The sequence below is a fragment of the Burkholderia sp. Bp9012 genome, assembly GCF_003853825.1.
Taxonomy (GTDB): Bacteria; Pseudomonadota; Gammaproteobacteria; order Burkholderiales; family Burkholderiaceae; genus Burkholderia; species Burkholderia diffusa.
This window is the reverse complement of sequence record NZ_QTQA01000014.1, coordinates 105,704-130,814: the sequence shown is the minus strand read 5'-3', so window position 1 is coordinate 130,814 and position 25,111 is coordinate 105,704. Positions and strand designations below refer to the sequence as shown.

The 25,111-nt window shown below is 61.4% G+C and carries 15 protein-coding genes and 1 pseudogene; 12 read left to right on the top strand and 4 right to left on the bottom strand.

Annotation, left to right across the window (positions count from 1 at the left end):
• The first annotated feature begins 50 nt into the window (after positions 1 to 50).
• From DIE11_RS20260 to DIE11_RS20215, 10 genes and pseudogenes are all read left to right on the top strand, one after another.
• Entirely contained in the window at positions 51 to 9,542 is a 9,492-nt protein-coding gene (locus tag DIE11_RS20260; protein ID WP_124626626.1) for a hemagglutinin repeat-containing protein, read from the top strand.
• Between the two features lie 459 nt (positions 9,543 to 10,001).
• Positions 10,002 to 10,514 (top strand): hypothetical protein, encoded by a 513-nt coding sequence (locus tag DIE11_RS20255; RefSeq protein WP_124626624.1) that lies wholly within the window; start codon positions 10,002 to 10,004, stop codon positions 10,512 to 10,514.
• Between the two features lie 254 nt (positions 10,515 to 10,768).
• Positions 10,769 to 11,218 (top strand): hypothetical protein, encoded by a 450-nt coding sequence (locus tag DIE11_RS20250; protein WP_124626623.1) that lies wholly within the window; start codon positions 10,769 to 10,771, stop codon positions 11,216 to 11,218.
• A gap of 49 nt (positions 11,219 to 11,267) precedes the next feature.
• On the top strand, positions 11,268 to 11,423 hold the full coding sequence (locus DIE11_RS36430) for a hypothetical protein (RefSeq protein ID WP_185633791.1): 156 nt from the start codon (positions 11,268 to 11,270) through the stop codon (positions 11,421 to 11,423).
• Positions 11,424 to 11,765: 342 nt separating this feature from the next.
• On the top strand, positions 11,766 to 11,999 hold the full coding sequence (locus DIE11_RS20245; RefSeq protein WP_124626621.1) for a hypothetical protein: 234 nt from the start codon (positions 11,766 to 11,768) through the stop codon (positions 11,997 to 11,999).
• Between the two features lie 1,353 nt (positions 12,000 to 13,352).
• A complete protein-coding gene (locus DIE11_RS20235) occupies positions 13,353 to 13,616 on the top strand; it encodes a hypothetical protein (protein WP_124626619.1) in 264 nt (87 codons plus the stop codon).
• A 767-nt stretch (positions 13,617 to 14,383) separates the two neighbouring features.
• Positions 14,384 to 14,488, top strand: a pseudogene (locus tag DIE11_RS36980) (peptide transporter); the annotation flags it as partial.
• A 382-nt stretch (positions 14,489 to 14,870) separates the two neighbouring features.
• Entirely contained in the window at positions 14,871 to 16,700 is a 1,830-nt protein-coding gene (locus tag DIE11_RS20225) for an acyl-CoA dehydrogenase (protein ID WP_124626615.1), read from the top strand.
• Positions 16,701 to 16,826: 126 nt separating this feature from the next.
• Positions 16,827 to 17,807: an NADPH:quinone oxidoreductase family protein gene (locus tag DIE11_RS20220; protein WP_059606595.1), complete on the top strand. Its 981-nt coding sequence runs from the start codon at positions 16,827 to 16,829 to the stop codon at positions 17,805 to 17,807.
• A 91-nt stretch (positions 17,808 to 17,898) separates the two neighbouring features.
• Positions 17,899 to 18,336, top strand: coding sequence for a nuclear transport factor 2 family protein (locus tag DIE11_RS20215; RefSeq protein WP_124626613.1), 438 nt, complete (start codon positions 17,899 to 17,901; stop codon positions 18,334 to 18,336).
• Between the two features lie 24 nt (positions 18,337 to 18,360).
• Here DIE11_RS20215 and DIE11_RS20210 read toward each other — a convergent pair whose 3' ends face one another.
• Both DIE11_RS20210 and DIE11_RS20205 read right to left on the bottom strand, forming a co-directional pair.
• On the bottom strand, positions 18,361 to 19,731 hold the full coding sequence (locus DIE11_RS20210) for an ATP-binding protein (RefSeq protein WP_124626611.1): 1,371 nt from the start codon (positions 19,729 to 19,731) through the stop codon (positions 18,361 to 18,363).
• On the bottom strand, positions 19,732 to 20,457 hold the full coding sequence (locus DIE11_RS20205) for a response regulator (RefSeq protein WP_059606429.1): 726 nt from the start codon (positions 20,455 to 20,457) through the stop codon (positions 19,732 to 19,734).
• 246 nt (positions 20,458 to 20,703) lie between these two features.
• Between DIE11_RS20205 and DIE11_RS20200 the strand changes: the two genes are divergently transcribed.
• Both DIE11_RS20200 and DIE11_RS20195 read left to right on the top strand, forming a co-directional pair.
• Entirely contained in the window at positions 20,704 to 21,450 is a 747-nt protein-coding gene (locus DIE11_RS20200) for a MipA/OmpV family protein (protein ID WP_124626609.1), read from the top strand.
• A gap of 273 nt (positions 21,451 to 21,723) precedes the next feature.
• On the top strand, positions 21,724 to 22,059 hold the full coding sequence (locus DIE11_RS20195) for a hypothetical protein (RefSeq protein WP_124626607.1): 336 nt from the start codon (positions 21,724 to 21,726) through the stop codon (positions 22,057 to 22,059).
• Positions 22,060 to 22,080: 21 nt separating this feature from the next.
• On the opposite strand, the gene DIE11_RS20190 is transcribed toward DIE11_RS20195, so the two are convergent.
• Both DIE11_RS20190 and DIE11_RS20185 read right to left on the bottom strand, forming a co-directional pair.
• Complete coding sequence (locus DIE11_RS20190; protein WP_124626606.1) at positions 22,081 to 23,295, bottom strand: transglycosylase SLT domain-containing protein; 1,215 nt, start codon at positions 23,293 to 23,295, stop codon at positions 22,081 to 22,083.
• Positions 23,296 to 23,710: 415 nt separating this feature from the next.
• Complete coding sequence (locus DIE11_RS20185; RefSeq protein ID WP_124626604.1) at positions 23,711 to 24,871, bottom strand: porin; 1,161 nt, start codon at positions 24,869 to 24,871, stop codon at positions 23,711 to 23,713.
• Positions 24,872 to 25,111: the final 240 nt, after the last annotated feature.

The window sequence follows — 25,111 nt, the reverse complement described above, 5'->3', positions numbered from 1 at the left end:
ACGCGATGCGTGGAAGGCCGGCCTGACATGCATTCAAGAATAAAACGATCATGAATTCCGGAATCTTTCGTTTGGTCTTCAGTGCCGTTCGCGGCATGCTGGTAGCGGTTGACGAATACGCATCGGCGCACGGGGGCGGTGAACGCGCTCGCGTGCGGCCAGCCACTCGACCTATGTCGGTGGATTCCGGAATCTCGATCTGGTTTGCGGCACGCGCAACCGCGTTTGCCGCACTCTGTACGTTCGGCATGCAGCCGCTCGTTGCCGAGGCGCAGGCAACGTTGCCGATCACGCCCGATCGAAGCGGTCCGACTCATCCGGTCGTCGGGGTGTCGGCATCGGGCGTACCACTCGTCAACATTACTGCACCGAAGAACGGCGTCTCGCTGAACAACTTTACGCAGTACAACGTCGGGACGAAGGGAGCAGTGCTGGTCAACAGTGGCCAGAATTCGCAGACGCAGCTCGCCGGCTGGGTTCAAGGCAATCCATTCCTCGGCAACAACGCTGCGCGTGTGATCGTCAACCAGGTCACGTCGGGTAACCCCAGTCAATTGCTCGGGCCGACCGAGATCGCGGGCAATCGCGCGAATCTCGTGATCGCCAACCCGGCCGGCATCACCTGTGCCGGTTGCGGCTTTCTGAATGTTCCGCGTGTCACGCTGACGACGGGCATGCCGACTTTCAATCCGGACGGCACGTTGGCAGGTTTCAACGTGACGCAGGGGCAGATCGGCATTGCCGGTGCCGGGCTCGATGCGCATGGCAGTGCGATCGACCTGATCGCTCGCGCGATGACGATCAACGGCCAGCTGTGGGCGGATTCGATCAACGCAGTGGCGGGGGCGAACCGGGTCGACTATGCGAGCAACACCGCGCAGGCACAGACCGGTACCGGTGCCGCGCCGGGCGTCGCGATCGACGTGCAAGCGTTGGGAAGCATGTTTGCCAATAGCGTCCGGATGATCGGGACGGAGGCCGGCGTGGGTGTGCGAGACGCCGGTTCCGTCACTTCACTGACTGGCGATATTCAAGTGTCGAACAACGGCGATGTGACGATCGCGCCGACGGCGCGTATTCAGTCGGCCGCGAACACTCGGATCGATGGCGCCCACGTCGCCCAGCAAGGCACGATTGTCAGTACGCAGGCCACCTATCTGAACGCGTCCCAGGCACTGTCGAACGCCGGAACGATTTCGTCGGGCGGCAACACGAACCTCACAGCCGCCACATCGTTCAACAACAGCGGGCAGGCATACGCGGGTGTGGATTCCGCAGGCAATCTCGTTGGCGGTGGCTCCGTCACGGCACGCGCCGCGAATGTGACGAGCAGCGGCACGCTGGCAGCGGGCGATAACGTCAATCTGTTCGCAAACGACGTTACGCTCGATCAGGGAACCGTGAACGCGGCCAGCGCGGTCAACGTCACGACGAATGGCACGTTGTCGAATGTCGCCGGCACGATGAGCGGACAGAACGTGACGTTGAGTGCGGGACAACTGATCAACAATTCCGGCACCATCAGTTCGCACAGCCTCGCGAACGTGGCCGCGCAATCGGTTTCGAACCGGTCCGGGACGTTGGCGGCGGACGCGCTGTTCCTAAACTCGGCTATCGCGCTTGACAATACGCAGGGGCAAATGACTGCGCGCACAGCGCAGATCGCTGCAACCGACCTCACGAACGTGGCGGGCGAGATCGGCACGTCGACGGGCGCGTTGACATTGACGGCGACAGGGAACGTCTCGAACGCCAACGGGAAGATCGCAGGCGGAAATGGTCTCACGCTGACGGCGAATGAGGTTTCCAACGCACAGGGCCAGATCGGCTCCGTGGCGGGCAATACCTCGCTCGACGTCACGCAATCGCTGAACAACGCAAACGGCAAGGTTGCGTCCGGTAACGATCTGTCGATTCACACGACTCATCTCGACAACTCGGCTGGAGCGGTTAGCGCACACGCCGCACAGATCACGGCGACCGATATCGTCAATACGGGCGGCAAGATCGGCACCACCGATATGCTGACCGTGACGGCGACAGGCACCGTCTCGAATCAGTCCGGCGCGATAGTCGGTGGCAATGGTCTGTCGGTGATGGCAAACAGCGTTGGCAATGCGGCAGGCGCGATCGGATCGGCCGCCGGCGACACGACGCTGCGTGTGACGAAGTCTCTGACGAACACCGGCGGTGCGGTGAGTTCGGCCAATGCGCTCGTCGTTGCAAGCGACACGATCGACAACTCGAACGGCAGTATGACGGCCGTGCGCGGTGCACAAATCCAGACGGGGGATCTCGTCAATGCGGGCGGCCAGATTGGGTCATCGTCGGATGCGTTGTCGTTGACCGCAACGCGCACGGTGTCGAACGATGGCGGCAAGCTGGTGGGGGCGACCGGGCTGTCGGCGACAGCCTCGACGCTGAGCAACCGTGCAGGCCAGATCGGCGCGTCCACCGGCGACATAACGCTGACCGTCTCGCAGGCACTGGACAATACCCAGGGCAAGATTACTGCTGCTGGTGCGCTGAACACGCAGGCCGGTGCGTTCGACAATTCGCAAGGCATGATCTCCGCGGATGCAGCGAAGCTCAACGTTGCAGGCGCATTGACGAATGCAGGCGGCACGATCGCGACGACACACGACACGACCGTGGCCGCGCAGACCGTTACGAACCGCGGTGGCACCATCGGCTCCGTCTCCGGTGCATTGTCGGTGGCGACATCCGGTACGACGGACAATGCAGGGGGCAAGCTGCTGGCGTCGGGTGACACGACCCTCACCAATTCGGGCCTGGTGAACTCGGGCGGTACGATCACGGGGGCGAACGTCACGCTCGCGTCCGGGCCGGGGGCGATCGACAACACGCTCGGCAACGTGGCGGCAAGCCAATCGCTGACGAGTCGATCGGGGGCGTTCGATAACCGGTCGGGGTTGGTGCAGGCAACGGGAGCGGTTGACATCGATACGCACGGCCAGACGTTCGACAACGGCGTATTGGCAGGGCAATCCACGGGTGGTCAGGTTCTCGGTAAAAGCGTCACGCTGACAACGGGGGCGCTGAGCAACGCAGGTGGTGCGATTTCGTCGAGCGGTGCGGCAACCGTCGACGCCGCATCCGTGACGAACGATGCGGGTTCGCTCGTGGCGAACGGCGTGTTGAACGTGCGAAGCGCCGGGACGGTGTCGAACGTGGCCGGCCAGATCGGCGGCAACAGCGATGTAACGGTGTCCGGTACGACGGTCGACAACACGCGCGGGGCCATGCATGCGAGCGGCATGCTGTCGGTGACAGGCGATACGGTCCGCAACGCGCAGACTGCCCATTCAACGCTGCCGACGACCGCAGGCGTGCCGGGATTGACTGCAGGAATGGAAGGCGCAAGCGTTACCCTTGACGCCAACCAGGCGATCGACAATACGTCCGGATCGATTCGAGCGGACAAGGATGCGAAGCTCACTGCACCGATCATCGACAACACGTCGGGCAGCATCCAGTCGAAAGGCTCGGCAACGTTGACGGCAGCGAATGCACTGGTCAACAGCCAGGGCGACATCAATGGTGGTCAGCAACTGACGGTCTCGACCGGTACGCTGAACAACGACGGCAAGCTCCAATCGGCGGGCGACGTCAACGTAACGACGCAAGGCGATCTGACCAACACCGGCCAGATCGTAGCGGGTCACGATCTGACGACCACGGCCGGCCGCACGCTCGACAACAGCGGCACACTGTCGGCCGGCAATGTTGCCAATGTGAGCGCCAATTCGATCCAGAACCGTGCGACGGGCGAGATTTTCGGTGGCAACGCGACCAACGTTCACGCGAACCAGTCGATGACGAACGAAGGCCTGATCGATGGTGGCACAACGACGGTGACGGCAGGTGACACGATCACGAATGCCGGTGGCCGGATTTACGGCGACACGGTCGCGGTGGGCGCGAACACGGTTGTCAATGACCGGAATACCCAGGGTTTCGGTGGCGTGATCGCTTCTCGCGGGGATCTCGACATTGGGGCGCAGACGCTCAAGAACCAGAACAACGCGCTGATTTACGCGAGCAACGACATTCGTGTTGGCGGCGCGCTGGACGCGAACCATCAGGCAACCGGTGCTGCGCAGACTGTGACGAACAACGGCGCGCAAATCGACGCCGGTCGCGACATCACGATCAGCGCAAACCGGTTCGAGAACCTGAATTCGAACTTCCAGACCTCGACGGTCACGACCGACAGCGGCAACCAGTTGTGGTACCAGGTGCCGGGTTCGACCGAAAAGATCGACCCGTCGACTGTTTACCTGTACCAGAAGAACAGCCAGGAAATCCATCCGGGCACGGATTACCAGTGGGCGCTGGACGACGACCAGAAATTCATTCTGCTGCCGTCGACGAAATATCCATTTTCCGAGTACGCGAAGTACACGATGAACGGGGTAGCGGGCAAGATCGATAACACGGCGTATCCAGCAAGCAATTTCGGTACGGGAGCTTGGGCGTCTCAGACTGGCGCGTATCGAACTGTGCCGGCTGACATCTGGACGACTTTTGGTGTGACGCCGCCGCCCGACGCAAATCCGGCATGGACCACATCCGGACCGTTCTGGATGTCGGCGATTGCAGGTTCGTTTGCCGGTAGAAGCAACGTCGGTAGTGACTGGTTTGCCATCAAGCCCCCCACTGAAGCTGACGTAACGGGGGCAAAACCGGATCCCTTCGGTTGGCCGAGCCCTTCGTGCCTGACGTCAACGAATGCAGCATGCGCCCCGTTCCAGCAGTGGTACAACGCCACGGTCGCCGCTTACCAGAAGCTGGATCAGGTGCTGGTCGGCTATAACGCGGACGTCCGGAGCCGGCTTGTACAGACCTACACCGTCTACACGGTCGACGTGAAATCGACCAAGGACGTGGTAACGGCGTCGCAACCCGGCACGATCACCGCTGGCCGTCATATCACGATCAACACGCCCTCCGGCGTCAACGACAAGAGCCAGATTGTGGCCGGTGACGGCAACAATCCGATGAACGTGCAGAACATCGGTGCGACCGGTACTGAAACGTTCACGGGCTCGGGCAAGGCGATCTATACATGGGTCCAGTCCGGCGGCGCCTTCAGCGGTGACGAACGCGCGACCTCGACGACCAACTACTCGCCGGCTATTCCGTCACAAACGATCGATCTGCCGGTCGTGCTGACCGATCCGGACAAACCGTCCAATCCGGTCAAGAGCGTGGCGGCGGCGACGTCCGCTGCGCAAGGTGCGAGCGGTACCGGCGTGACGCCAGTAGCGGGCAAGGACGTTGGCGGGCAAGTGCTGGTCGGCTCGGGTGTGTCGGGCGTCGGCGTCGGGACCGTATCGGCCGTGAAGGCCAATGTCGGCGATGTAGTCGTGCGCACGGTCACGCCGAACACGCGTTTGCCCAATAACGCGCTATATCAGGTGGCGAGCGACCCGGGCAGCCACTTCCTGATCGAGACAGACCCGCGCTTTACCGATTACAAGAAGTGGTTGTCCAGCGACACGATGCTGGATGCGCTCAAGGTCGACCCCAATATGGTCCTCAAGCGCATCGGCGATGGCTTCTACGAGCAGCAACTGATTCAGCAACAGATCATTCAGACGACCGGCCAGCGTTTCATTGGCGACTATACGGACAATCAGAGCGAATACGAAGCGCTGATGGCCAATGGCGTGAAGGCGTCGCAGCAGTTCGGGCTGAATGTCGGCACGGCGCTGACCGACGCGCAAATGGCCGCACTGACGAGCGACATCGTGTGGCTTGTGAATCAGACGGTGACATTGCCGAACGGTAGTCAGCAGACGGTGTTGGTGCCGCAGGTGTATCTGCACGCGAACGCGGCGGACGTGACAGGCGAAGGCACGATCATCTCCGGCAAGAACGTCACGGTCGATGCCGACGGCGCGTACAAGAACTCGGGCACGATCGCTAGCCGCAACGTCACGATCATTCATGCCGATTCGATCGACAACAGCGGCACGGTGTCGGGTGGCACTGTGCTCGCCAGTGCGAACGAGGACCTCAATAATCTCGGCGGGTTGATTCAAGGCAATACCGTAGCGCTGTCGGCTGGCCGCGACCTCAACCTGACGAGCACGACCAGTTCGGCGAAGGCGGCGAATGGCAGCGCGACCGGCATCGACCGTGTATCGACGGTCAATGCGGGTACGCTTCAGGCTGCTGCTGGTCGAGACCTGAACGCCAACGCGGCTGTAATTGCGACGACCGGCGATGCAGTGCTGGCCGCGAACAACGACGTCAATCTGAATGCGGTTCGTCAGAGCAGCCAGGATGCGGTGAAGTGGGACGCACGCAATCACGCCGAACACTCGGCGTCGAGCGATACGGGCACGCAGATCGCGACGGGCGGCAATCTGGCGATTGCGGCGGGCCATGACGTGAATGCGACTGCCGCTTATGCGAATGCGCAGGGTGCGATTGGCATCAGCGCCGGGCACGATGTGAATCTGAATGCCGGTGAACAGAGCGCGAGCGCGAACGACCAGCACTATCACAAGGAAAACGGCTTCCTGTCGTCGAAATCGACGCACACGATCGATTCGAGCAGTTACACCAATGCGGTGGGCACGACGTTGTCGGGTAACAGTGTCTCGGTGCAAGCAGGCAATGACCTGACGGCAAAGGCGGCAACGATTGCGGCGACTAACGACGTCAGCCTGACGGCCGGTCACGATCTGACGGTGACGACGGCGGACACGGCGTCGAGCGAATATCACTACAAGGACGTGAAGAAGTCGGGCCTCGGCAGCGCGGGCGCCGGGATTTCGTACGGTACGAACCAGACCATCGATACCAGCCGCGACACGGTGAAGAGTTCGCAGGGCAGCCTGATCGGCAGCACCGACGGCAGCGTGTCGATGGTAGCGGGCAACAAACTCCACGTGACGGGCTCCGACATTGTCGCGAGCAAGGACGTGACGGGCATCGCGAAGGAAGTGACGATCGATGCGTCGCAGACGGATCGCCATCACGAAGAAACCCACGAGGTGAAGAGTTCGGGTTTCACGCTGGCAGTGAAGTCGCCTGTCATCGATGCGATCCAGAACGTGAATCAGCAGGCGCAGGGCGCGGGCGGTAGTCAGGACGGACGGGCGGCAGCGCTGCATGCGATTGCCGCGGCCGGCGGCATGGCTGATCTGGTCGGCGCGACCGGCAATATGACCAAGGCGCTGAACGATCCGAAGGGCAAGGTCGAGGCGAAGGTGGAGTTGAGTTTCGGTTCTTCACACAGCAAGACGACGTTCACCGAGGACGGCAGGCAGAACAACGGCAGCAGCGTGAAGTCGGGCGGCACGGCGGCATTCGTCGCGACGGGTGACAAGAACTCGGGCCAAGGGAACGTGACGATTCAGGGATCGAACTTGAACGCGAAGGACGTGCTGCTGCAGGCGACGAACAAGATCAATCTGGTCAACAGCACGGATACCGACAGCACGCGCAGCACGAACGAGTCGAAGAGCGCGAGTGTGGGCGTGTCGTATGGCACTGGCGGATTCGGTGTCTCGGCGTCGATGTCGCGCGCGCACGGCGATGCGAATTCGGATGCGGCGACGCAGAACAATACACACATCAACGCGAGCAACACCGCGACGATCATCAGCGGCGGTGACACCAATATCGTCGGTGCGAATGTCAATGCGAACAAGGTGATCGCGGACGTGGGCGGCAACTTCAATCTCGCGTCGGTGCAGGATACGAGCCGTAGCGAGGCCCACCAGAGCAGTTCGGGCGGCGGGTTCAGCATCAGCCAGGGCGGTGCGAGCGCCAGCGTCAGCATGCAGAACGGCCATGCGAGCGGTAACTATGCCGGCGTGAACGAGCAGGCGGGTATTCAAGCCGGGGACGGTGGTTTCGACATCAACGTGAAGGGCAATACGGAGCTGAAGGGGGCGTATATCGCGAGCACGGCGACGCCGGACAAGAATCAGCTGACGACCGGGACGTTGTCGTTCTCGGATATTCAGAATAGCTCGAGCTATAACGCGAGTAGCTTCGGGATCAGTGCTGGTGGTGGTGTGGGTGATGGGGGCAGCAACTACGCGACGCACGGCCAGACGTCGGGCAAGAACACGGGCGGTGCGTTACCGCTGTATGTGAGCGAAAGCGACGGCAGCAGCGCGAGCACGAAGAGCGCGATCAGTGCCGGTACCATCACGATTACGGATCAGGCGAACCAGAAGCAGGACGTGGTGACGGTCAATCGCGACACGTCGAATCTGAACGGGACGGTCACCAAGACGCCGGATTTGCAGCAGGTGTTGAGCAATCAGTCGGATGTGATCGGGGCGGCGCAGGCGGCGGCGGAGACGATTGCGAAGCAGATTGGGAGCTACGCCGATAAGAAGCGGGAGGAGGCACAGACGAACGCGAACAACGCGACCGATCCGACGCTCAAGGCACAGTACCAGCAGGAGGCCAACAGTTGGGCCGAGGGTGGTGAAAATCGTGTTGCGCTGCACATTGCCGGCGGTGCGTTGACGGGCGGGTTGACCGGCGGTGGGTTGGGCGCGGTTGGTGGCGCTGCGGGTGCGGGTGTGTCAGCCAAGCTTGCTCCGCAACTGAGTGAGATTGCGCAGTCGATCAAGGATGCGGGACCGACTGGTAACGCGAACGTCGATGAGCTACTGGGAAATTTGACATCGAATGTGCTGGCAGGCGGAGCCGGTGTGATGGTCGGTGGTGGGACTGGGGCGTTGACTGGGGCCAGTACTGATCGGTTCAATCGACAATTAAATCAGGACGAGAAGAAGGCGATCCACGACAAGGCGAATGGCGACAAGGACGAAGAGAAGCGGCTGACACGGGCCGCTTGTTATGCCGTCAAATGCTGGGCGGAATATGCCGTAGGTAGCGATGACCGAAACAAGAACTTTGTTAGCGAGGTTGAAGCGGCGTCGCTTACCAAAGAATTGGACTGGGTGAGCCAACAGAAGAGTTCGGGCCTATTCGAATATAATTTTCTGCAGAAAAGCGGCGACGCCATCAAGAACGATCCGGTGGGTGTGGCAAAAGATGCGACCAAAATCGCCCTTGGTGGAATGACGGCAAAAACTGGAGCCGCACTGTGTACGAGTGGTATTGGATGTGTTGCCGGTGGCTGGATGACCACCTTCGGGCTGAGTGAAGTCGTGGAGGGCGGTATTGGATTGTATAATCGATATAATGGAATTAATGCACCTGGAGAAAATCCGCTGCGGTGGGGATTTAATCAGGTTCTTCCATCGGGATGGGGCAATATTGCATACGATGGATTGAATTTGGGTGCAGCAATTCTTACCTTGCGCGCACCCGTGCCTCTCAATATGGGCGTGGCTGATGGCTTGAATCGACCTGTATCAATGTTCGGAGTCACTGTGCCTAAGATTGACAATGTAAATTTGCTTCCGTTTATTAAGCAGCCGTGGCCATATGGGACGACTCAAGGATTCTTGTTGTTCGGGGTCGGCGCGAAAGGCCTCACGTTGTTTAACGATGTTAAAAATACCGGAGGACACCAGTGAATTGGCGGCGAGCATATGCAACGTTTCAAATCTGGTTTGTTTTATTGCTTGCATCTGCGTTTACGGCCGGCTGCAACACGGTCGTGGTGGTTGGAATTTGTAGATTGGTGTTGAATTTAAGTGACGATGTGTCGGTATTTTTGATTGGAATTTCAGTGTTTTTTATTCAATTGCCAATATTTTTAAAATATCTACAGAAGCCACTTCGAACTGCTGGGATGTTGAGCGATAACCCGGAAAGATTTGGGCCATGGTTTAAATGACGGCGTTTTTAGTAAAATCAGGAGTTTTGGGGCGCCTAATCGACGGCCCTAGTTCTGGCGCTATGTGGGGACCAGTTCAGCTGGCGGTTGCTTGTTGAAATTTCGATAAGCACACGACGTAGACCAACACAACGTTTTATGATCAGGCGGGGAAGAAAATTACTTATGATCCGGTAGGTAAGAGGTGGAGTCACTAATGAATGATGGGATTGACTGGGAGGCACCGATTGAGCCAGGCCGAGCAATGCTAGGGCTCCATCTTGGTCTATCAATCGATGCTGTACGGAACCTCATAGGGTGCGATGGTGAGAATCACCAAAAGGTGACTCAGTTCCGAATTTCCCCTCGATTATTGATCGATTGTCTTCGGCCAGGAGTTATATTCTTTCGTGCTGCTGATATGAATACTGTCGAATGCGACTGGCAGAATATGCTTGCTCGACTTATTTTTAAGCAAGACGCGCTCGATAGCATTATAGTTGAGTCTATTTCTGGTTCAGTCGGATACGCGTATAAAGGGCGCATCTTGAATAATGTTGGTCTCGGTGAAAAAGTGGCCGGATTACTCGAGTTTGGGTCGATCGAATTTGACGATGCTGACGAGGTCTTCTACTCGGATAATTTGAGCGGGGTGGAGGTTGCTGCTAACGATTCTTGTGATTTGTCAGTTAACCCAAACCAGATTGTGACGTACATTAAGATATTTTGACTGATGTTGGGTGTTCATCAGTGTTGACGAGGTGTCGTTTTAATCGATGGAAACGAAGGCGGCGTTTGGGGAGTAATTTGTCTCGATGGCCGCGGAGGCGAGGTCTTGTGCAGATCTGCCGTCGGGGATCCACTGCGTTCGAGTTCGGAGTTGGTTTCGTTGGTTTCACAAAGGCTCCCAACTTGAATGGGAACGCTGCGGATGGTTATTCCAGTCAGATCCCCAATCCATTCGTGAAATGATCGAGCAGAGACATGAAGAAGTTGTCGGCAAAGGAAGTAATTTTTTTCCTAATTTGGGTGGTACTGGGGGTTTGGGTTATTTCCCGGACTCCGACAATTTCCACTGCGAAAACGAAATTGGAAATTATGACTTCGGATTTGAGTTATCTTTTTGATAGTTCAACCATTTTATCTCGGCGTGAAAGTGCAAAAACGGGGTCGGCTCTTGCGCTTTATGATGTGGATGCATCGAATTTCGGTGAGGAGAAAGAAAAATTTCTCAAAGATTCTCTAGAAAAAAGGGGGTGGGTGTTTTTGGGGAGGGATGGTGGTGCATATGTGATGTGCAAGAGTGGAATGAAGGCGTCTTTTGCTGAAAAATCTGATGCACAGGAATCGGATAGGGTGGGGAGGCCTGTCTTTTCTGTAAGCATGGAATTCAATGCCGGAGCCGAGGATTTCTGTCGCCGGAGAATGCGCTGATCGGTTCAATCGGCAATTGAATCAGGACTAAAACAATACCATCCACGACATGGCGAACGGCAACAAGGACGAAGAGCAGCGGCTGAAACGGGCCGCTTGTTATGCCGTAAAACGCTGGGCGGAATGTGCGACGGGTAGCGATGACCGAAACAAGAATTTTGTGAGCGAGTTTAAAGCGGCGTCGCTTACCAAAGAGTTCGATTGAGTTGGCCAACAGAAGAGTTCGGGCCTATTCGAATATACTTTTCTGCAGTAAAGCGACAACGCCATCAAGAACGATCTGGTGGGTGTGCAAAAGATGCGACCAAAATCGCCCTTGGTGGAATGGCGGCGAAAACTGGAGAAGCACTGTGTACGAGTGGTATTGGATGTGCCGTCGGTGGCTGGATGACCACGTTTGGATTGAGTGAAGTCATAGAAGGCGGTGGCGGCTTGTATAATCGGTACAACGGAATCAGCGAGCCGGGAGATAACCCGTTGCGTTTGGGGGTTTAACCAACTTTCTCCACAATGGGGAAGTGCCGTGTATGACGGAATTAATTTTGGAATGGCCATTCTCACCTTGAAGGCTCCGGTACCTTTGAACGTGGGCGTTGCTGATGGATTGAGCCGACCGGTTTCTATGTTTGGCGTAATCGATCCGCGCATTAATAATGTAAATTTACTTCCTTTTCTTAAGCAACCGTGGCCATATGGTACGACGCTGGGATTTTTGCTTTGCGGCGTTGGCTCGAAGGGTGTAGCCGTTGTCAACGACATTCGAGGTGGAGGTGAAAAGTGAACTGGCGTAGATTATATGCAACGTCCCAAATTTTTCTCACCGTATGCCTCGCATCTTCAGTCGGTGCTGGCTGTTGGTCGTTCCTTGTATCCGGACTTTGCCGCATTGCATTCAAAATGGATGACACTATAGCGTTACTTTCAATTGGGTTACCGTTATTCATTATCTTGTTCTTCGTTTTTGCGGGGTACCTGCCAAAGCCGCTGCGCAAGGCAGGACTGTTGAGTGATGACCCGGAGAAGTTCGGACCTTGGTTCAAGTCATGACCACTGTGGCGAGGTTATGCGAGTAGCGTAGTTGGATAGAGTTCAATGCATTCTGGCTAAAATAACTATCATTTCCATAATCTGCTTGAGGAAATTCTTATCGTGGCCGTGCTGAATATGCTCGAATATTTGGCGAACGCGATTATTTGATCCATCAGTCGAAGCGCGGGTTTCAATCTATACGGGTGGCGGTAAGCCAATGTATGTGAGCGAGAGCGACAGCAGTAGCGCGACCCGCGAAGAGCGCGGTCCGCGCAGACACCATCACGATCACGGATCAGGCGATCCTGAAGCCGGACGTGGAGACGTTCAATCGTGAGACGTCGAATCTGAATGGGACGGTCAGCAAGACGCCAGATTTGCAGCACGTGCTGAACAACCAGTCGGACTTGATCAATGCTGCCACGATCCAATTACGAAGGGGGATTAGTTGCAGTCGATTAACAAAGCAAATCCGGGTAATGTAAATGTTTCCGGCTCGCCGAAGAGGTTGAAATGAAGGGCGCTGAAATTTTAGATGAGGAAGGGAGGTTGCTTAATTTTATTGAGGAATTGGGCAAGCTAGAGTGGAGGAAATTTCAAAAAAGATACCCTGTCCAATTTTCCAATGGGATTCGCAAGACGGTGGATTGCTCTACATCCCCCCGTATGTGAGCTTCAGATTTGTTGCGGATGAGTCTGGTGTAGTCGATAAGCTTCAGGCGGCAATAGATAGCTATAAAGGTAAGGTCAAGTGGGTGATGGTCGCGCACCAGCGAGAAGGCTTGCCTGGAATTAATTGGATGATTTGTCCTCGGCGAATTCAAGAGGCTAGCTCGCTGGCTAAAATTTCGATATGACTGCCGGTCAGTATTTGGCCGAGACTGAGCCTGAATTTGGGCCGATTGCCTACGATGATTTTGCTAAATTGGAGGAGTATCTTAGATATGAATTAGGCGGTGTTCGTCGCCAAGGATAAGCCTTGGGTTTGTCGTTGATGGGATTGGAAACACGTTCAATAATGATCATGGCGTGGCAAAAGTCCAAATTTGGATGAGCTCATATTGGCAAGCTGTGTCAAATAGCATCGCTACCAATGGAGGCAAGGGTGCGAAAAATTAAAATTACAGAAGATGGGAATTTTCCTGATTGGGTGAGATTGGCATTCATTGTCGTGGGGTTTGCGTTGATGTTCTGTGCGTTCAAATTTATTCCCCCTACGATCTTCGGCGGAGCGGTTGCCCTCATAGGATCTGGTCTGGCGCTTATCGGCGGGTTTGCAAGTCAGGCACATATGCTAAAAATCAAACCATTTGGCGGCTCGGCTTGGCGTAAAGCAAAGAGAACATACGAAAAGGATGACCACTCCTGATCTTGAGTATTAGTTGAAAGCGATGTGCGCAATATGCCGAACCGTCCGCTCCCGCCAGTTTCCGCGTTGTCGCCGGCAGCGTTATTTTTCGACGTCGACGGCATTCCCGTTTCGCTTGGCGAGCCACTGGCCGGCAAATTCTCGGCGGCGTGGGCCCAAGACCCGCCGCGTCGATTTGCCCCCGAACTCGGCGTGGCGAAGCGGCCGGCCGGTTTCGCGCGATGAACTCTTGGAAGTTGTTCGCGCTGCCCGCACCGAATGGTTGCGATGCGTCGCTACTGAGCCGCTATCGATCGCGCATCTTCGGCATACGCTGGTTCCCGCGTACAACAACGTTAAGCTGCTTCCACTCGCAAAAATGCCCTGTCCGGGAGTAAATTTGTCATTGATGCTGTCCGGGGTTGGGGCAAGTGGAGTTGCGGTTTACAGTGATGTACCTAAAGAGATCGAGTCTAGTCGTCCATGAATGAAAGCGTTTTCGGAAAAATTTGCCACTGGCTCGCGACTGTATTGATTGCCTTTGGGACTGGTGTATTTTGGACATTTTTGATCTCGGAGTTGATTCGGCATTTATTTGAGTTGAATGAAGACATGGTGTTGATTTACTTTGGCGGTCCATTATTTGTAATTTATTTCGTATGGTGCTGTCGCGTGTTGTCTCGTATTTTTTCGAGAAGGGGCGAAATATAGAAGATGGCGAAGATGGCAACGATTGCGGCGACCAACAACGTCGGCCTGATCGACGGTCACGATCTGACGGTCACCACGGCGGATATGCGGACGATCTCTTCGCCGGTACGCCTGTCTACAAGCCGTCGGGCTTTCCGATCGCGCGAGTGACGCTTGGTTTTCAGGTGACTGCCCAGTTCTGAAGACAATGAGTCAAGGTACTTCTCCGACACGTACACGTCGCAAGCCCGATGTTGCGTATGCCCGTCTGGTCGAGATTGCCACCGAACGGGGGCTTACGCTTCTGACTCGCATCAATTGCCGGGACAGCCCCGCATCGACCGACCTTCCCATGCCGCCATCGCCTCGATTCACCGTCGGGGTGACTCGCCATTGTTGTTTTAGAACGACCGTGCTAAATTCCTGCCAGCATTTGCAGTCACCGACCTAATCATCCGGTTCCGGCAACCGGCGCCAAAGGGCGCGCCTGCGCGTCGCCCGACAGGAGACAGACGTGATGGAGCATGCATCGATCGAGCACCCGCGGACCGAGCCGGGCAAGCGGGCCGCGTGGAGGGCGTCGCGATGAGCCTGCTGATGTCGCGACGCGATCTCGCGTTTCTGCTGTACGACTGGCTCGATGCGAATGCGCTCGCCGCGCTGCCGCGCTATGCGGAGCACAGCCGCGAGACGTTCGATGCGGTGCTCGACACCAGCGAGCGGATCGCGGCGGACCTGTTCGCGCCGCACGCGGCGCGCGGCGACCGCGAGGAGCCGCGGTTCGACGGCGAGCGCGTGACGCTGATTCCCGAGGTCGAGCCGGCGGTGCGTGCCTTCGCCGACGCCGGCCTGATCGCCGCGGGCCAGGACGAAGCATTCGGCGGGATGCGGCTGCCGAAACTCATCGAAGCCGCATCGTTCCTGTTCTTCCAGGCCGCGAACATCGCGACCGCCGCGTATCCGTTCCTCACCGTCGCGAACGCGAACCTGCTGCTCGCGCACGGCAGCCCCGCGCAGATCGACGCGTTCGCGCGTCCCGAACTGGAAGGACGCTTCTTCGGCACGATGTGCCTGTCCGAGCCGCAGGCCGGTTCGTCGCTGTCGGACATCGTCACGCGTGCCGACTTCGAGCGCGCGTCGCCGCTCGGCCCGCGCTACCGGATCACCGGCAACAAGATGTGGATTTCGGGCGGCGAGCATGAACTGGCGGAGAACATCGTTCACCTCGTGCTCGCGAAGATTCCCGACGAACAGGGGCGGCTGCTGCCCGGCACGCGCGGCATCTCGCTGTTCATCGTCCCCAAGTATCTGCCGGCCGAGGACGGTGCCGCTCACGGCGAGCACAACGACGTGGTGCTTGCGGGCCTGAATCACAAGATGGGCTATCGCGGCACGACCAACTGCCTGCTGAACTTCGGCGAAGGCACGCGCCATCGTCCGCAGGGGCGCGCCGGTGCGATCGGCTATCTGGTCGGCGAGCCCAATCACGGCCTCGCTTACATGTTCCACATGATGAACGAGGCGCGCATCGGTGTCGGCGCGGGTGCGGTGGCGCTCGGCTACACCGGTTACCTGCATGCGCTCGACTATGCGCGCAACCGGCCGCAGGGGCGTCCGCTCGGACCGGCCGGCAAGGACGCGGCGGCGCCGCAGACGCCGATCGTCGCGCACCCGGACGTGCGGCGCATGCTGCTCGCGCAGAAGGCGTACGTCGAAGGCGGGCTCGCGCTGATCCTGTACTGCGCGCGGCTCGTCGACGAAGCGCGCGCGCACGGCGATGCGGCGGTGCGCGCCGAGGCCGCGCGCCTGCTCGACATCCTGACGCCGATCGCGAAAAGCTGGCCGTCGCAGTGGTGTCTCGCGGCCAACGATCTCGCGATCCAGGTGCACGGCGGATATGGCTATACGCGCGACTATCCGGTCGAGCGGCTCTATCGCGACAACCGCCTGAACCCGATCCACGAAGGCACGCACGGCATCCAGGCGCTCGACCTGCTGGGTCGCAAGGTCGGTCAGGACGACGGCGCGCTGCTGCGTACGCTCGATGCACGTATCGAAACGACGCTCGAACGTGCGCGGGCGGCGGATGGCGATACGCGCGTGCATGCCGATGCGCTGGCGCCGCGCTGGGCACGGCTAGTCGACGTCACGCGCGCATTGGCCGCGCTCGGCGATCCGCAGGTGCGGCTCGCGAATGCGAGCGTCTATCTGGAGGCGTACGGTCATCTGGTTGTCGCGTGGCTGTGGCTCGACGTGACGCTCGCCGCGCGCGGACGCGATGACGATTTTCACGACGGCAAGCGAGCCGCCGCGCGATACTTCTTTCGCTGGGAACTGCCGAAGGTGGATGCGCAGCTCGACCTGCTGGCGAGCGTCGATACGACGACGCTCGACATGCGCGACGCGTGGTTCTGAGCGTCGCGCCGCACGGATGAAGGTGCCGCGGTGCGGGCCGTCTGGCCTGCGCCGCGCGCCGGTCGCGCGGGCGCGTCCCGCTGCCGTATCGATGCGCGGCGATGTCGCGCAAGGAGAATGGAGAGCATGAAAGCGCTGTTGTGTACCGCATTCGGCCCGATCGACCGCTTGCGTATCGAGGACGTCGCGATTCCTGAACCGGCCGCTGGTCAGGTGCGGATTCGCGTGAAGGCGGCGTCGCTCAATTTCCCCGATGCGCTGATCGTCCAGGGGCTGTATCAGGTGAAGCCGGCATTGCCGTTCTCGCCCGGCGCCGAATTCGCCGGCGTGATCGACGCGGTCGGCGACGGCGTGAGCGCCTGGCGGCCGGGCGACGAGGTGGTCGCGTTCACCGGCCACGGCGGCTTCGCCGCGCAGTGCGTGGCCGACGTGCACCAGATCGCGGCGCTGCCGCCGGGGATGACGTTCGAGCAGGGCGCGGCGCTCGTGCTGGCGTATGGCACGTCGCTGCATGCGCTGCAGCAGCGCGCGCGCCTGCAGCAGGGCGAGACGCTGCTGGTGCTGGGCGCGGGCGGCGGTGTCGGGCTCGCCGCGATCGAGATCGCGAAGGCGCTGGGCGCGCGCGTGATCGCGGCCGCGTCGAGCGCGGACAAACTGGCGCTATGCCGAGAAGCCGGCGCCGACGACACGATCGACTATGCGACCGAGGACCTGCGGCGCCGCGTCGACGAACTGACCGGCGGACGCGGCGCGGACGTCGTCTACGATCCGGTCGGCGGCGCGTACAGCGAGGCCGCGCTGCGCGCGACCGCGTGGCGCGGCCGGTTCCTCGTAGTCGGTTTCGCAGCCGGCGAAATTCCGAAGATCGCGCTGAACCTTGCACTGCTCAAGGAGCGCGACATCCTGGGCGTGTTCTGGGGCGATGCGGTGCGGCGCGACCCGGCGCAGCATGCGGCGAACATGCGCCAGCTCGCGCAATGGTTCGCGGCCGGCAAGGTGCGGCCCGCGATCACCGAGCGCGTGCCGCTCGCGGGTGCGGCCGACGCCATTGCGCGCATGGCGAACCGGCAGGTCAAGGGCAAGGTCGTGATCCTGCCGGACGCGTGATTACGCCGGTGCCGGTTCACGCGGCGGTGGCCCGACCGGGCATCGCCTTCGATCGAGGACCTTTCCTGTAACGTTACCGGAGTCGCTGACCATGCAATCCCTGTCGAATCTGCAGCCCACCGTCGCGGCCTCGCTTGCTGCGTGGCACGCGATGCTCGCGCGCAAGGATTTCAGCGCGCTCGACACGATCGTCCATCCGGATGCCGTGTTCCGTTCGCCGATGGCGTTCAAGCCGTACGGGCCGGCGCCCGCACTGTTGCTCGCGCTGCGCACGGTGCTCACGATCCTCGAGAACTTCGAATATCACCGCGCGTTCGCCGACGACGACGGCACGAGCGTCGTGCTGGAATTCAGTGCGACGGTCGGCGACAAGCGGCTGAAGGGGATCGACATGATCCGCTTCGACGCCGACGGACGGATCGTCGAATTCGAGGTGATGATCCGTCCGTTCAACGCGCTGCAGGCGCTCGGCGCGGAGATGGGCGCACGGCTCGGGCAGCAGCTGCCGGCGTTCAGGAGCGGCGGGTGAGGGGCGGCGACGCCCCGCTTGCATTCATTGACGCAGTGATATGGACGATGCGCGGCCAGCCCGGCCACGTGCCGTATTCTCCGGTGCGTCGCCGAGGAAGTCCGGCAACGCCCGCGGCGGTAGAGTAATCACGAAGCGTGCGCCGCCGAGCGCCGAATCCTCGAGCCGCACGTCGCCGCCGTGCACGAGCGCGACGCGTCGCACGATCGCGAGCCCGAGCCCGAATCCGCCGGTCTGCCGGTCGCGGCTCGAATCGAGCCGCTGGAACGGTTCGAATACGCGCGCGCGTTCGGCGACCGGAATGCCGGGACCGTCGTCGTCGACGCTCAGCACCAGCGCGCCGGACGCATCGTGCGTCGCGGACAGCAGGACGGTGCGCGACGCATAACGCGCGCCGTTGCGGATCAGGTTCAGCAGCGCGCGTGCGACGAGCTTCGGATCGCACACGTGCGATGCAGGGGCGCCGCTCGTCGACACGCCGAGCGTGAGGCCGCGGTCGGCGACGTCGTTCGCGACGTTGCCGGCCACACTGTCGATCAGCGCATCGACGACGACGTCCATCGGCGCGAGCTCGCTTGCGCCTTGTTCGAGCCGCCCGATCGTCAGCAGCTCGGTCACGAGACCGTCGAGTTCGCGCACGTCGCGTCGGAGTTCGTCGCGGCGTTCGCGCATCCGCCCGCTCTCGTCGGATTCGGCGAGCAGCGCGAGCCCGAATTCGAGGCGCGCGAGCGGCGTCTTCAGCTCATGCGAGATGCCATGCATCATTTCGCGCTGCTGCTTGATCGACGCCTCGATCCGCTCGGCCATGTCGTTGAACTGCTGCGACAGCTCGTAGATGTTCGATCGCCCGGACAGCTTCACGCGCGTCGACAGCTTGCCCGCGCCGAACGCGTGCGCGGCGGCCTGCAGCTTGCGCAGGTCGCGCCAGTGATACGAGATCCACAGCACCACGGCGAACAGCGCGGCGAGCGCGAGCAGCAGGTACGCGTAGATCTTGATGTCGAGATCGGCCGCCTCGGTCGGGCGCGCATGCAGCACGGAGCCGTCCGCGAGCGGCATGTAGTAATCCTTGGCGTCGTAGCTGATCGCGATCCGGCCCGCGTCGAGATCGCGCAGCGGTGTGCCGCTCAACTGCGCGCGGGCGTCGGCCATCGTCATGAAGCCGAATCCTTCGTTGCCGTGCTTCGCGAGTTCGCGCAGCGCGAGCATGCGCTGCGCGCCCGGATGACGCTCCAGATAATCGTTCAGCACGAACGCGTAGGTCGTCAGCGAATCGCGCTGCGCCTGCGCGACGCGATCATAGAAGATCCGGTCGAACGAGAACTGGATGAAAGCGATCGATCCGGCGACGCACAGGATCACGATGAGGTACAGCCTGATCAACGGGCGCAGCATTTATTCGTCCCACGCGGAAGGGCTGAACAGGTAGCCGCGGCCCCAGATCGTCTTGATCTTGTGCGGCTCCGACGACGCATCCTCGAAGCGGCGGCGCAGCTTCGAGATGCCGGAATCGACCGAGCGGTCGAGCCCGTCGAACTCGATCCCGCGCAACTGCTTCAGGATGTCGTCGCGGCTCAGCACGGTGCCGGCCGCGCGCGCGAGGATCAGCAGCAGGTTGAACTCGGCCGTCTTCAGGTCGACAGGATCGCCGCGCCATGTGACGGTGCGGTTCGGCGGCGAGATCGTCAGTTCTCCGAATACCAGCGCTTCGGGCGCGGCAGCGGGCCTGTCCGTCGCGGCCGGCTGCGCGCGGCGCAGCAGCGCGCGGGCGCGCGCCACCAGCACCCGCGGCTCGATCGGCTTCGTCACGTAGTCGTCGGCGCCGGTTTCGAGGCCCGCGACCTGATCGTAGACGTCCGCGCGCGCGGTGAGAATCAGCACCGGGACGTTGGTGAACGCGCGAATGCGCCGGCACACTTCCATCCCGTCGAGGTTCGGCAGCATCAGGTCGAGGATCACGAGCGCGGGCTGGTGTTCGCGCACCGCCGCGACCGCCAGGTCGCCGCGTCGCACGACCGTCACCGCGAATTCGTAGTTGTCGAGGTATTCGCGCACGAGCTGCGCGAGGCGGTCGTCGTCCTCGATCAGCAGTACACGGTATTTGAGCGGATTGTCGTACATGGTCTCCTCGATGCGCGCGCGTCGTCCCGCATCCCGGCAGGCGGGCGCGCGGCGCGGCACGCGAATTCTATCCGGCGTTCCGGCGGCCTGGGCAGCAAGGCGACAATCGCGAACAATCGAACACAATTGAGCACAGATTCCCCGCAGATTCCGGACAGTCCCGGCGCACGGCGGCACCTAGACTTCGGGCTCCGTCACTCTTATTTCAATATTGTGCGCCCAACCCTTCGCCGCTCCCGTTATTGCGTGCCGCTTGCCGGCCTGACCCTTGCCGCCGCCGCCCATGCGGAAAACCAGTATTCGCTTTCGCTCGGCGGCGGGTTCGCGCCGCGCTACCAGGGGAGCAACCAGTATCGCGGCGTCGTCGCGCCGGGGTTTTCCGCGAAGTTCGGCAACGGCTTCTTCATCGACAGCACCGCGGGCGCCGGCTATCGGCTGGACCTCCCGCACGGCGCGTTCGTGTCGGCGGCGGTGAGCTACGACGCGGGCCGCGCGGACGAGAACCGCTTCGACCTGCCCGGTTCCGACTACCTGAAGGGGATGGGCCGGATTCCGGGCTCGGTGCTCGTCGGCGTGCGGGCAGGGCTGACGCTGTTCGATGCGGCGGAGCTGAGCGTGTCGGTCGACACCCCGGTGACGCATACGTCGCGCGGCGTGTCGGGGCATGTCGACCTCGCGGTGCCGGTGTTCAAGACCGCGCGGCACGAGATCGTCGTGACGGGCAGCGTGCATGCCGGGACCGGACGCTACACGCAGACGTTCTACGGCGTGACCGACGCGCAGTCGATGGCGAGCCGCTTCCGGCCATATTCGACGAGCGGCGGGATCGACAGCGCGACGATGTCGGTCGCGTGGCACTGGAACCTGTCGCGGCACTGGTCGGTACTCGCGACGGGCGGCGTGACGCGCCTGCTCGGGCGCTATGGCGACAGCCCGATCGTCCAGTCGCGCAGCAACTACTACGGGATGGCCGGCGCGACCTACAGGTTTTGAACGTGGGGCCGGCGCGCGCGTGCCGGACATGACGCGCCGGTGCCGGGCCGTCGCCGCGAACCGCGTGCGGTAACATGCGGGCGGGTCCGGCGTCGCGCCGGGCCTGCGACGCCGGTGCGCCTGAACGGCTCGACCGCGTTATGCATCGCCGCCATTCGCCGGCTGCCATCCGTCAGGATAGGGCCGGCGGCGCGCGGCGCCGATCACGCAAGCGATACCCGGCCTTGCACGCATGCCGCACGTGAATCGCCGGGCCGCGACAGGGAGATACCGATGAAGAGAACGATCGCGATGCTCGTGGCACTCGTTGCGAGCGCAACCTTCGCAGGATGTGCGGACATGAACACGAAACACCGCAATGCCACCGCCGGCGGCGCAGTGACGAACCCGGCTCCGTCGGGCGCCGTGAACGCATGCAAGGCGGATGCCGCGCCGGACGATGCGCTGATCGGCAAGACGGAGGGCGAGGCGGCCGCGCTGCTCGACGGCTGCCTGTGGCGCGTGCTCGAGCGCGACGGCCAGTCGTTGCCGGGCACGATGGACTATCGCCCGGAGCGCCGCGACCTTGGCATTCGCGACGGCAAGGTGATCTGGGTGCGGCGCGGGTGATGCGGCTGGGCGGTGCGTGCGTTACTTCGAGATATACCAGAGCGCGTCGGTGCTGACGCGTGCAGCCGGCTTCGTCGCGGCCGGCGCCTGAGGTGTCGCGACGGGGGGCGGCGTGTTCGACGTCACGGCGGTGGGCCACGTCGCGGGCGTCTGCGACGTGGTCGATGCCGTCGAGGTATTTGCCGTACTCGAGGTCGCCGCCGATCCCGACGTCGACGCCGTATCGATATACCAGAGCGCATTGGCAGTGTGCTTCACGGTCGGTGCCGCGGCAGCCGTTGCCGCCGTCGCGCCTGAACGCGGCGTTCCCGCTGCCGCTCCCGCCCCAGCCCCTGCCTGCGCAGTCGCCCCTGCCGCACCGCGCTGCGCGCGCGCCTCGAACGGCCCGAGCTGGAAGATTAACGTTTGCGCGGGACGCGTCAGAACGGCATACGGGAACTGCAGCTCCCACGACATCAGCACGCGGCCCGACGACGTCTCGGTGAAGATCGCCGGCACGTGCTTCATGTCGCTGAATTGCACGTAGATTCGCGCGCCGTCGTCGAACACCTGGGTCGGCTTGGCCTGGTCGGCACCCGTGACCGTCCAGCCGAAGTTGTACGTGCCGGCCGGGCCGGCGGGCCCGCCTTGCGGCTGCGGCGGCGGGGCGGCCGGCGCGAGCGTGCGGGCACGCGCGACCGGCGGTGCCGACACGCTCAGGCTCGCGAACGGGTTGTACGCCTGCACCTGCTGCGGCGGCGTGAAAGAGGGTGGCAGGATGGGCATGGGAGTATCCGGCGAATCCGGCATGGTCCGGATTGCATCATAGACCTTGCGGGCATACGCGAGGCGCTTGTCGGGCGACGCGGAGTTGTACGCGCCGATCGCGTTCCAGTTGGCGCCGAGCTGTCGGATGTTCTGCGACAGGATCCACGCGCCGACGTACGCGTTGGTGCACGCATCGAACAGGCTTTCCCGCGAGATGCCTTCGCGCGCGAGCGTCGGCAGCCACGTGCTGTTGATCTGCATCAGCCCGATGTCGACGGTGCCGTTCGTGTTGGTGTTGACGGCATTCGGGTTCATTCCCGATTCGACCTGCGCGATGCCGCGCAGCAGGCTCACGCTCACCTTCTGGAACGTGGCCGCGTCGTCGAGGCAGTCGGCACGCGCGAATCCGTGCAGCGCGCACGACAGCGCGATCGTCGCGGCGATCTTCGGCGTGGCGTGGCTGATCGAACGGGCAGTCTGACGCGGCATGGCAGGATGGGGCGGAATCCGGCCGCCCGGTGCAAGGAAATTACGCAGACGCGAAGTGTGCCATAGCGCGCAGTCAAATGGCTCGCGTCAAACTTTCCTTTGCATTTGCCGGCGCATGTGTCGCGCATTTTCGTTGGCGCCGGTATCGACGCGCGGCAGGACGGAATCGGTAAAAAAGACTGCAATCGTGCGCATGCCGGCAGGCGCGCGCAGTCGCAATACTGACGCCACGCGTCAGATGCGCCGCGGAGGCGGCAGTGAATGGCGCAGCGAAGCGGAGACGAGAGGCGCATCCGGCGCTGCGCGGGCCGTAGAAGCGACGACGGCGGCCGCAGCCGCCGTGTCGGTGATTTCTCGATCCCCGTTCGGTACCGATCGACCGGCCACGCGATGCCGCGCAACCGGCCATCGTCGATCAGAAGCGGTGACGCAGGCCCAGGTTGACCATCGTCTGCGAGCTGGTGCCCGCATAGCCGTACGAACCGATCGACGCCTGCGCGGCCATCGCCCCGCCGTTGCCGTCGCCCGTCTGGCCGCTCGCGTGCTGGTACGCGGCGGTCAGGTACACGTCCGTGCGCTTCGACAGGTTGTAGTCCGCGCCGGCCGACACCTGGTGATAGGTCGCCGACGTATCGCCGCCCGAGCGCGTATAGCTGTAGCCGACGCCGACGAGCAGCGAATTGGTCGCCTGGTAGTTCACGAAGCCCTGGCCGGTGTTGTAGTGCTCGTTCGAGTTGAACACCGAGCTCGCGTCGCGGCGGTACTGCGCGTTGCTGTAGCCGAGGCCGAACGTGAACGGGCCGGCGACGTACTGGCCCGCGATGCGGGCGATGCCGATCGAGTGCGCGCTCGCATAGCCGGTGTTGATCGGGCCGTCGAAGGTGCCGTCCGACGAGCTGGTCCAGCCGTTGCGCAGCCCGTTCGACGCGGGGCTGTTGGTCGCGTGGAAGTAGCCGCCCGCGACGCTGAACGGGCCATTGTTGTACGACACGGCAGCCGAATACGACTGCGCGGCGCCGGTGCTGCCGGCGATGCCTCCGAACGAGTACATCGCCGAGAACTGCAGGCCCGAATACACGGCCGACGTGTACTTCACCGCGTTGTCGACGCGGAAGCTGTTGTCGTAGTTGTCGACGTCGCCCGGCGTCGCGAACACGCTGCCGAGATAGTTGTCGGCGGTGATGCCTTGCACGAGGTCGACGAGCGGATCGTACTGGCGGCCGAACGTGAGCGTGCCGTAGCGGTCGCTCGAGAGCCCGACGAACGCCTGCCGGCCGAACAGGCGGCCGCCCTGGCCCTGCCGGCCGCTGCTCGGGTCGAAGCCGCTCTCGAGCTGGAATAGCGCCTTCAGCCCGCCGCCGAGATCCTCGGTGCCCTTCACGCCCCAGCGGCTGCCGGCAAGATTGCCCGCGCTGCTGTTGCCGAGCATCCATGCATTGTCCTTACCCTGCGCGTGATTCACGTACGTGATCGACGTGTCGATCACGCCGTACAGCGTGACGCTCGACTGCGCATGCGCGGCGGGCATCGCCGCGAACGATGCGAGCGAAATCAGCGAGAGGGTCGTGCGTTTCATTTCATCTCCTTGCGATTGGCTTGCTTGAACCGGATGGGCAGGAGACTACCGAGCCGCCGACGAACGGCAAAAATGAAATTCTTCGATGTGACGTAAAGCAGACATGCACATGCTGCGGCAAGGTCCATTGAGAGATTCACATTATTGAGAACTGTGCATCAATCGATCTGAATTTCAGGGTGGGGCGATTGGTGCATTGCCGGATTCGTGATAATTCCGCGCGATTTTCGGTCGAATTTC

Bases quoted from the DNA above. Each gene is read 5' to 3' on its own strand.
- DIE11_RS20205 (WP_059606429.1), bottom strand. From the start codon at position 20,457: ATGTACGACAATCCGCTCAAATACCGTGTACTGCTGATCGAGGACGAC.
- DIE11_RS20195 (WP_124626607.1), top strand. From the start codon at position 21,724: ATGAAGAGAACGATCGCGATGCTCGTGGCACTCGTTGCGAGCGCAACC.
- DIE11_RS20210 (WP_124626611.1), bottom strand. From the start codon at position 19,731: ATGCTGCGCCCGTTGATCAGGCTGTACCTCATCGTGATCCTGTGCGTC.
- DIE11_RS20245 (WP_124626621.1), top strand. From the start codon at position 11,766: ATGGCCATTCTCACCTTGAAGGCTCCGGTACCTTTGAACGTGGGCGTT.
- DIE11_RS20190 (WP_124626606.1), bottom strand. From the start codon at position 23,295: ATGCCGCGTCAGACTGCCCGTTCGATCAGCCACGCCACGCCGAAGATC.
- DIE11_RS20260 (WP_124626626.1), top strand. From the start codon at position 51: ATGAATTCCGGAATCTTTCGTTTGGTCTTCAGTGCCGTTCGCGGCATG.
- DIE11_RS20225 (WP_124626615.1), top strand. From the start codon at position 14,871: ATGAGCCTGCTGATGTCGCGACGCGATCTCGCGTTTCTGCTGTACGAC.
- DIE11_RS36430 (WP_185633791.1), top strand. From the start codon at position 11,268: ATGGCGAACGGCAACAAGGACGAAGAGCAGCGGCTGAAACGGGCCGCT.
- DIE11_RS20185 (WP_124626604.1), bottom strand. From the start codon at position 24,871: ATGAAACGCACGACCCTCTCGCTGATTTCGCTCGCATCGTTCGCGGCG.
- DIE11_RS20250 (WP_124626623.1), top strand. From the start codon at position 10,769: ATGAAGAAGTTGTCGGCAAAGGAAGTAATTTTTTTCCTAATTTGGGTG.
- DIE11_RS20215 (WP_124626613.1), top strand. From the start codon at position 17,899: ATGCAATCCCTGTCGAATCTGCAGCCCACCGTCGCGGCCTCGCTTGCT.
- DIE11_RS20255 (WP_124626624.1), top strand. From the start codon at position 10,002: ATGAATGATGGGATTGACTGGGAGGCACCGATTGAGCCAGGCCGAGCA.
- DIE11_RS20220 (WP_059606595.1), top strand. From the start codon at position 16,827: ATGAAAGCGCTGTTGTGTACCGCATTCGGCCCGATCGACCGCTTGCGT.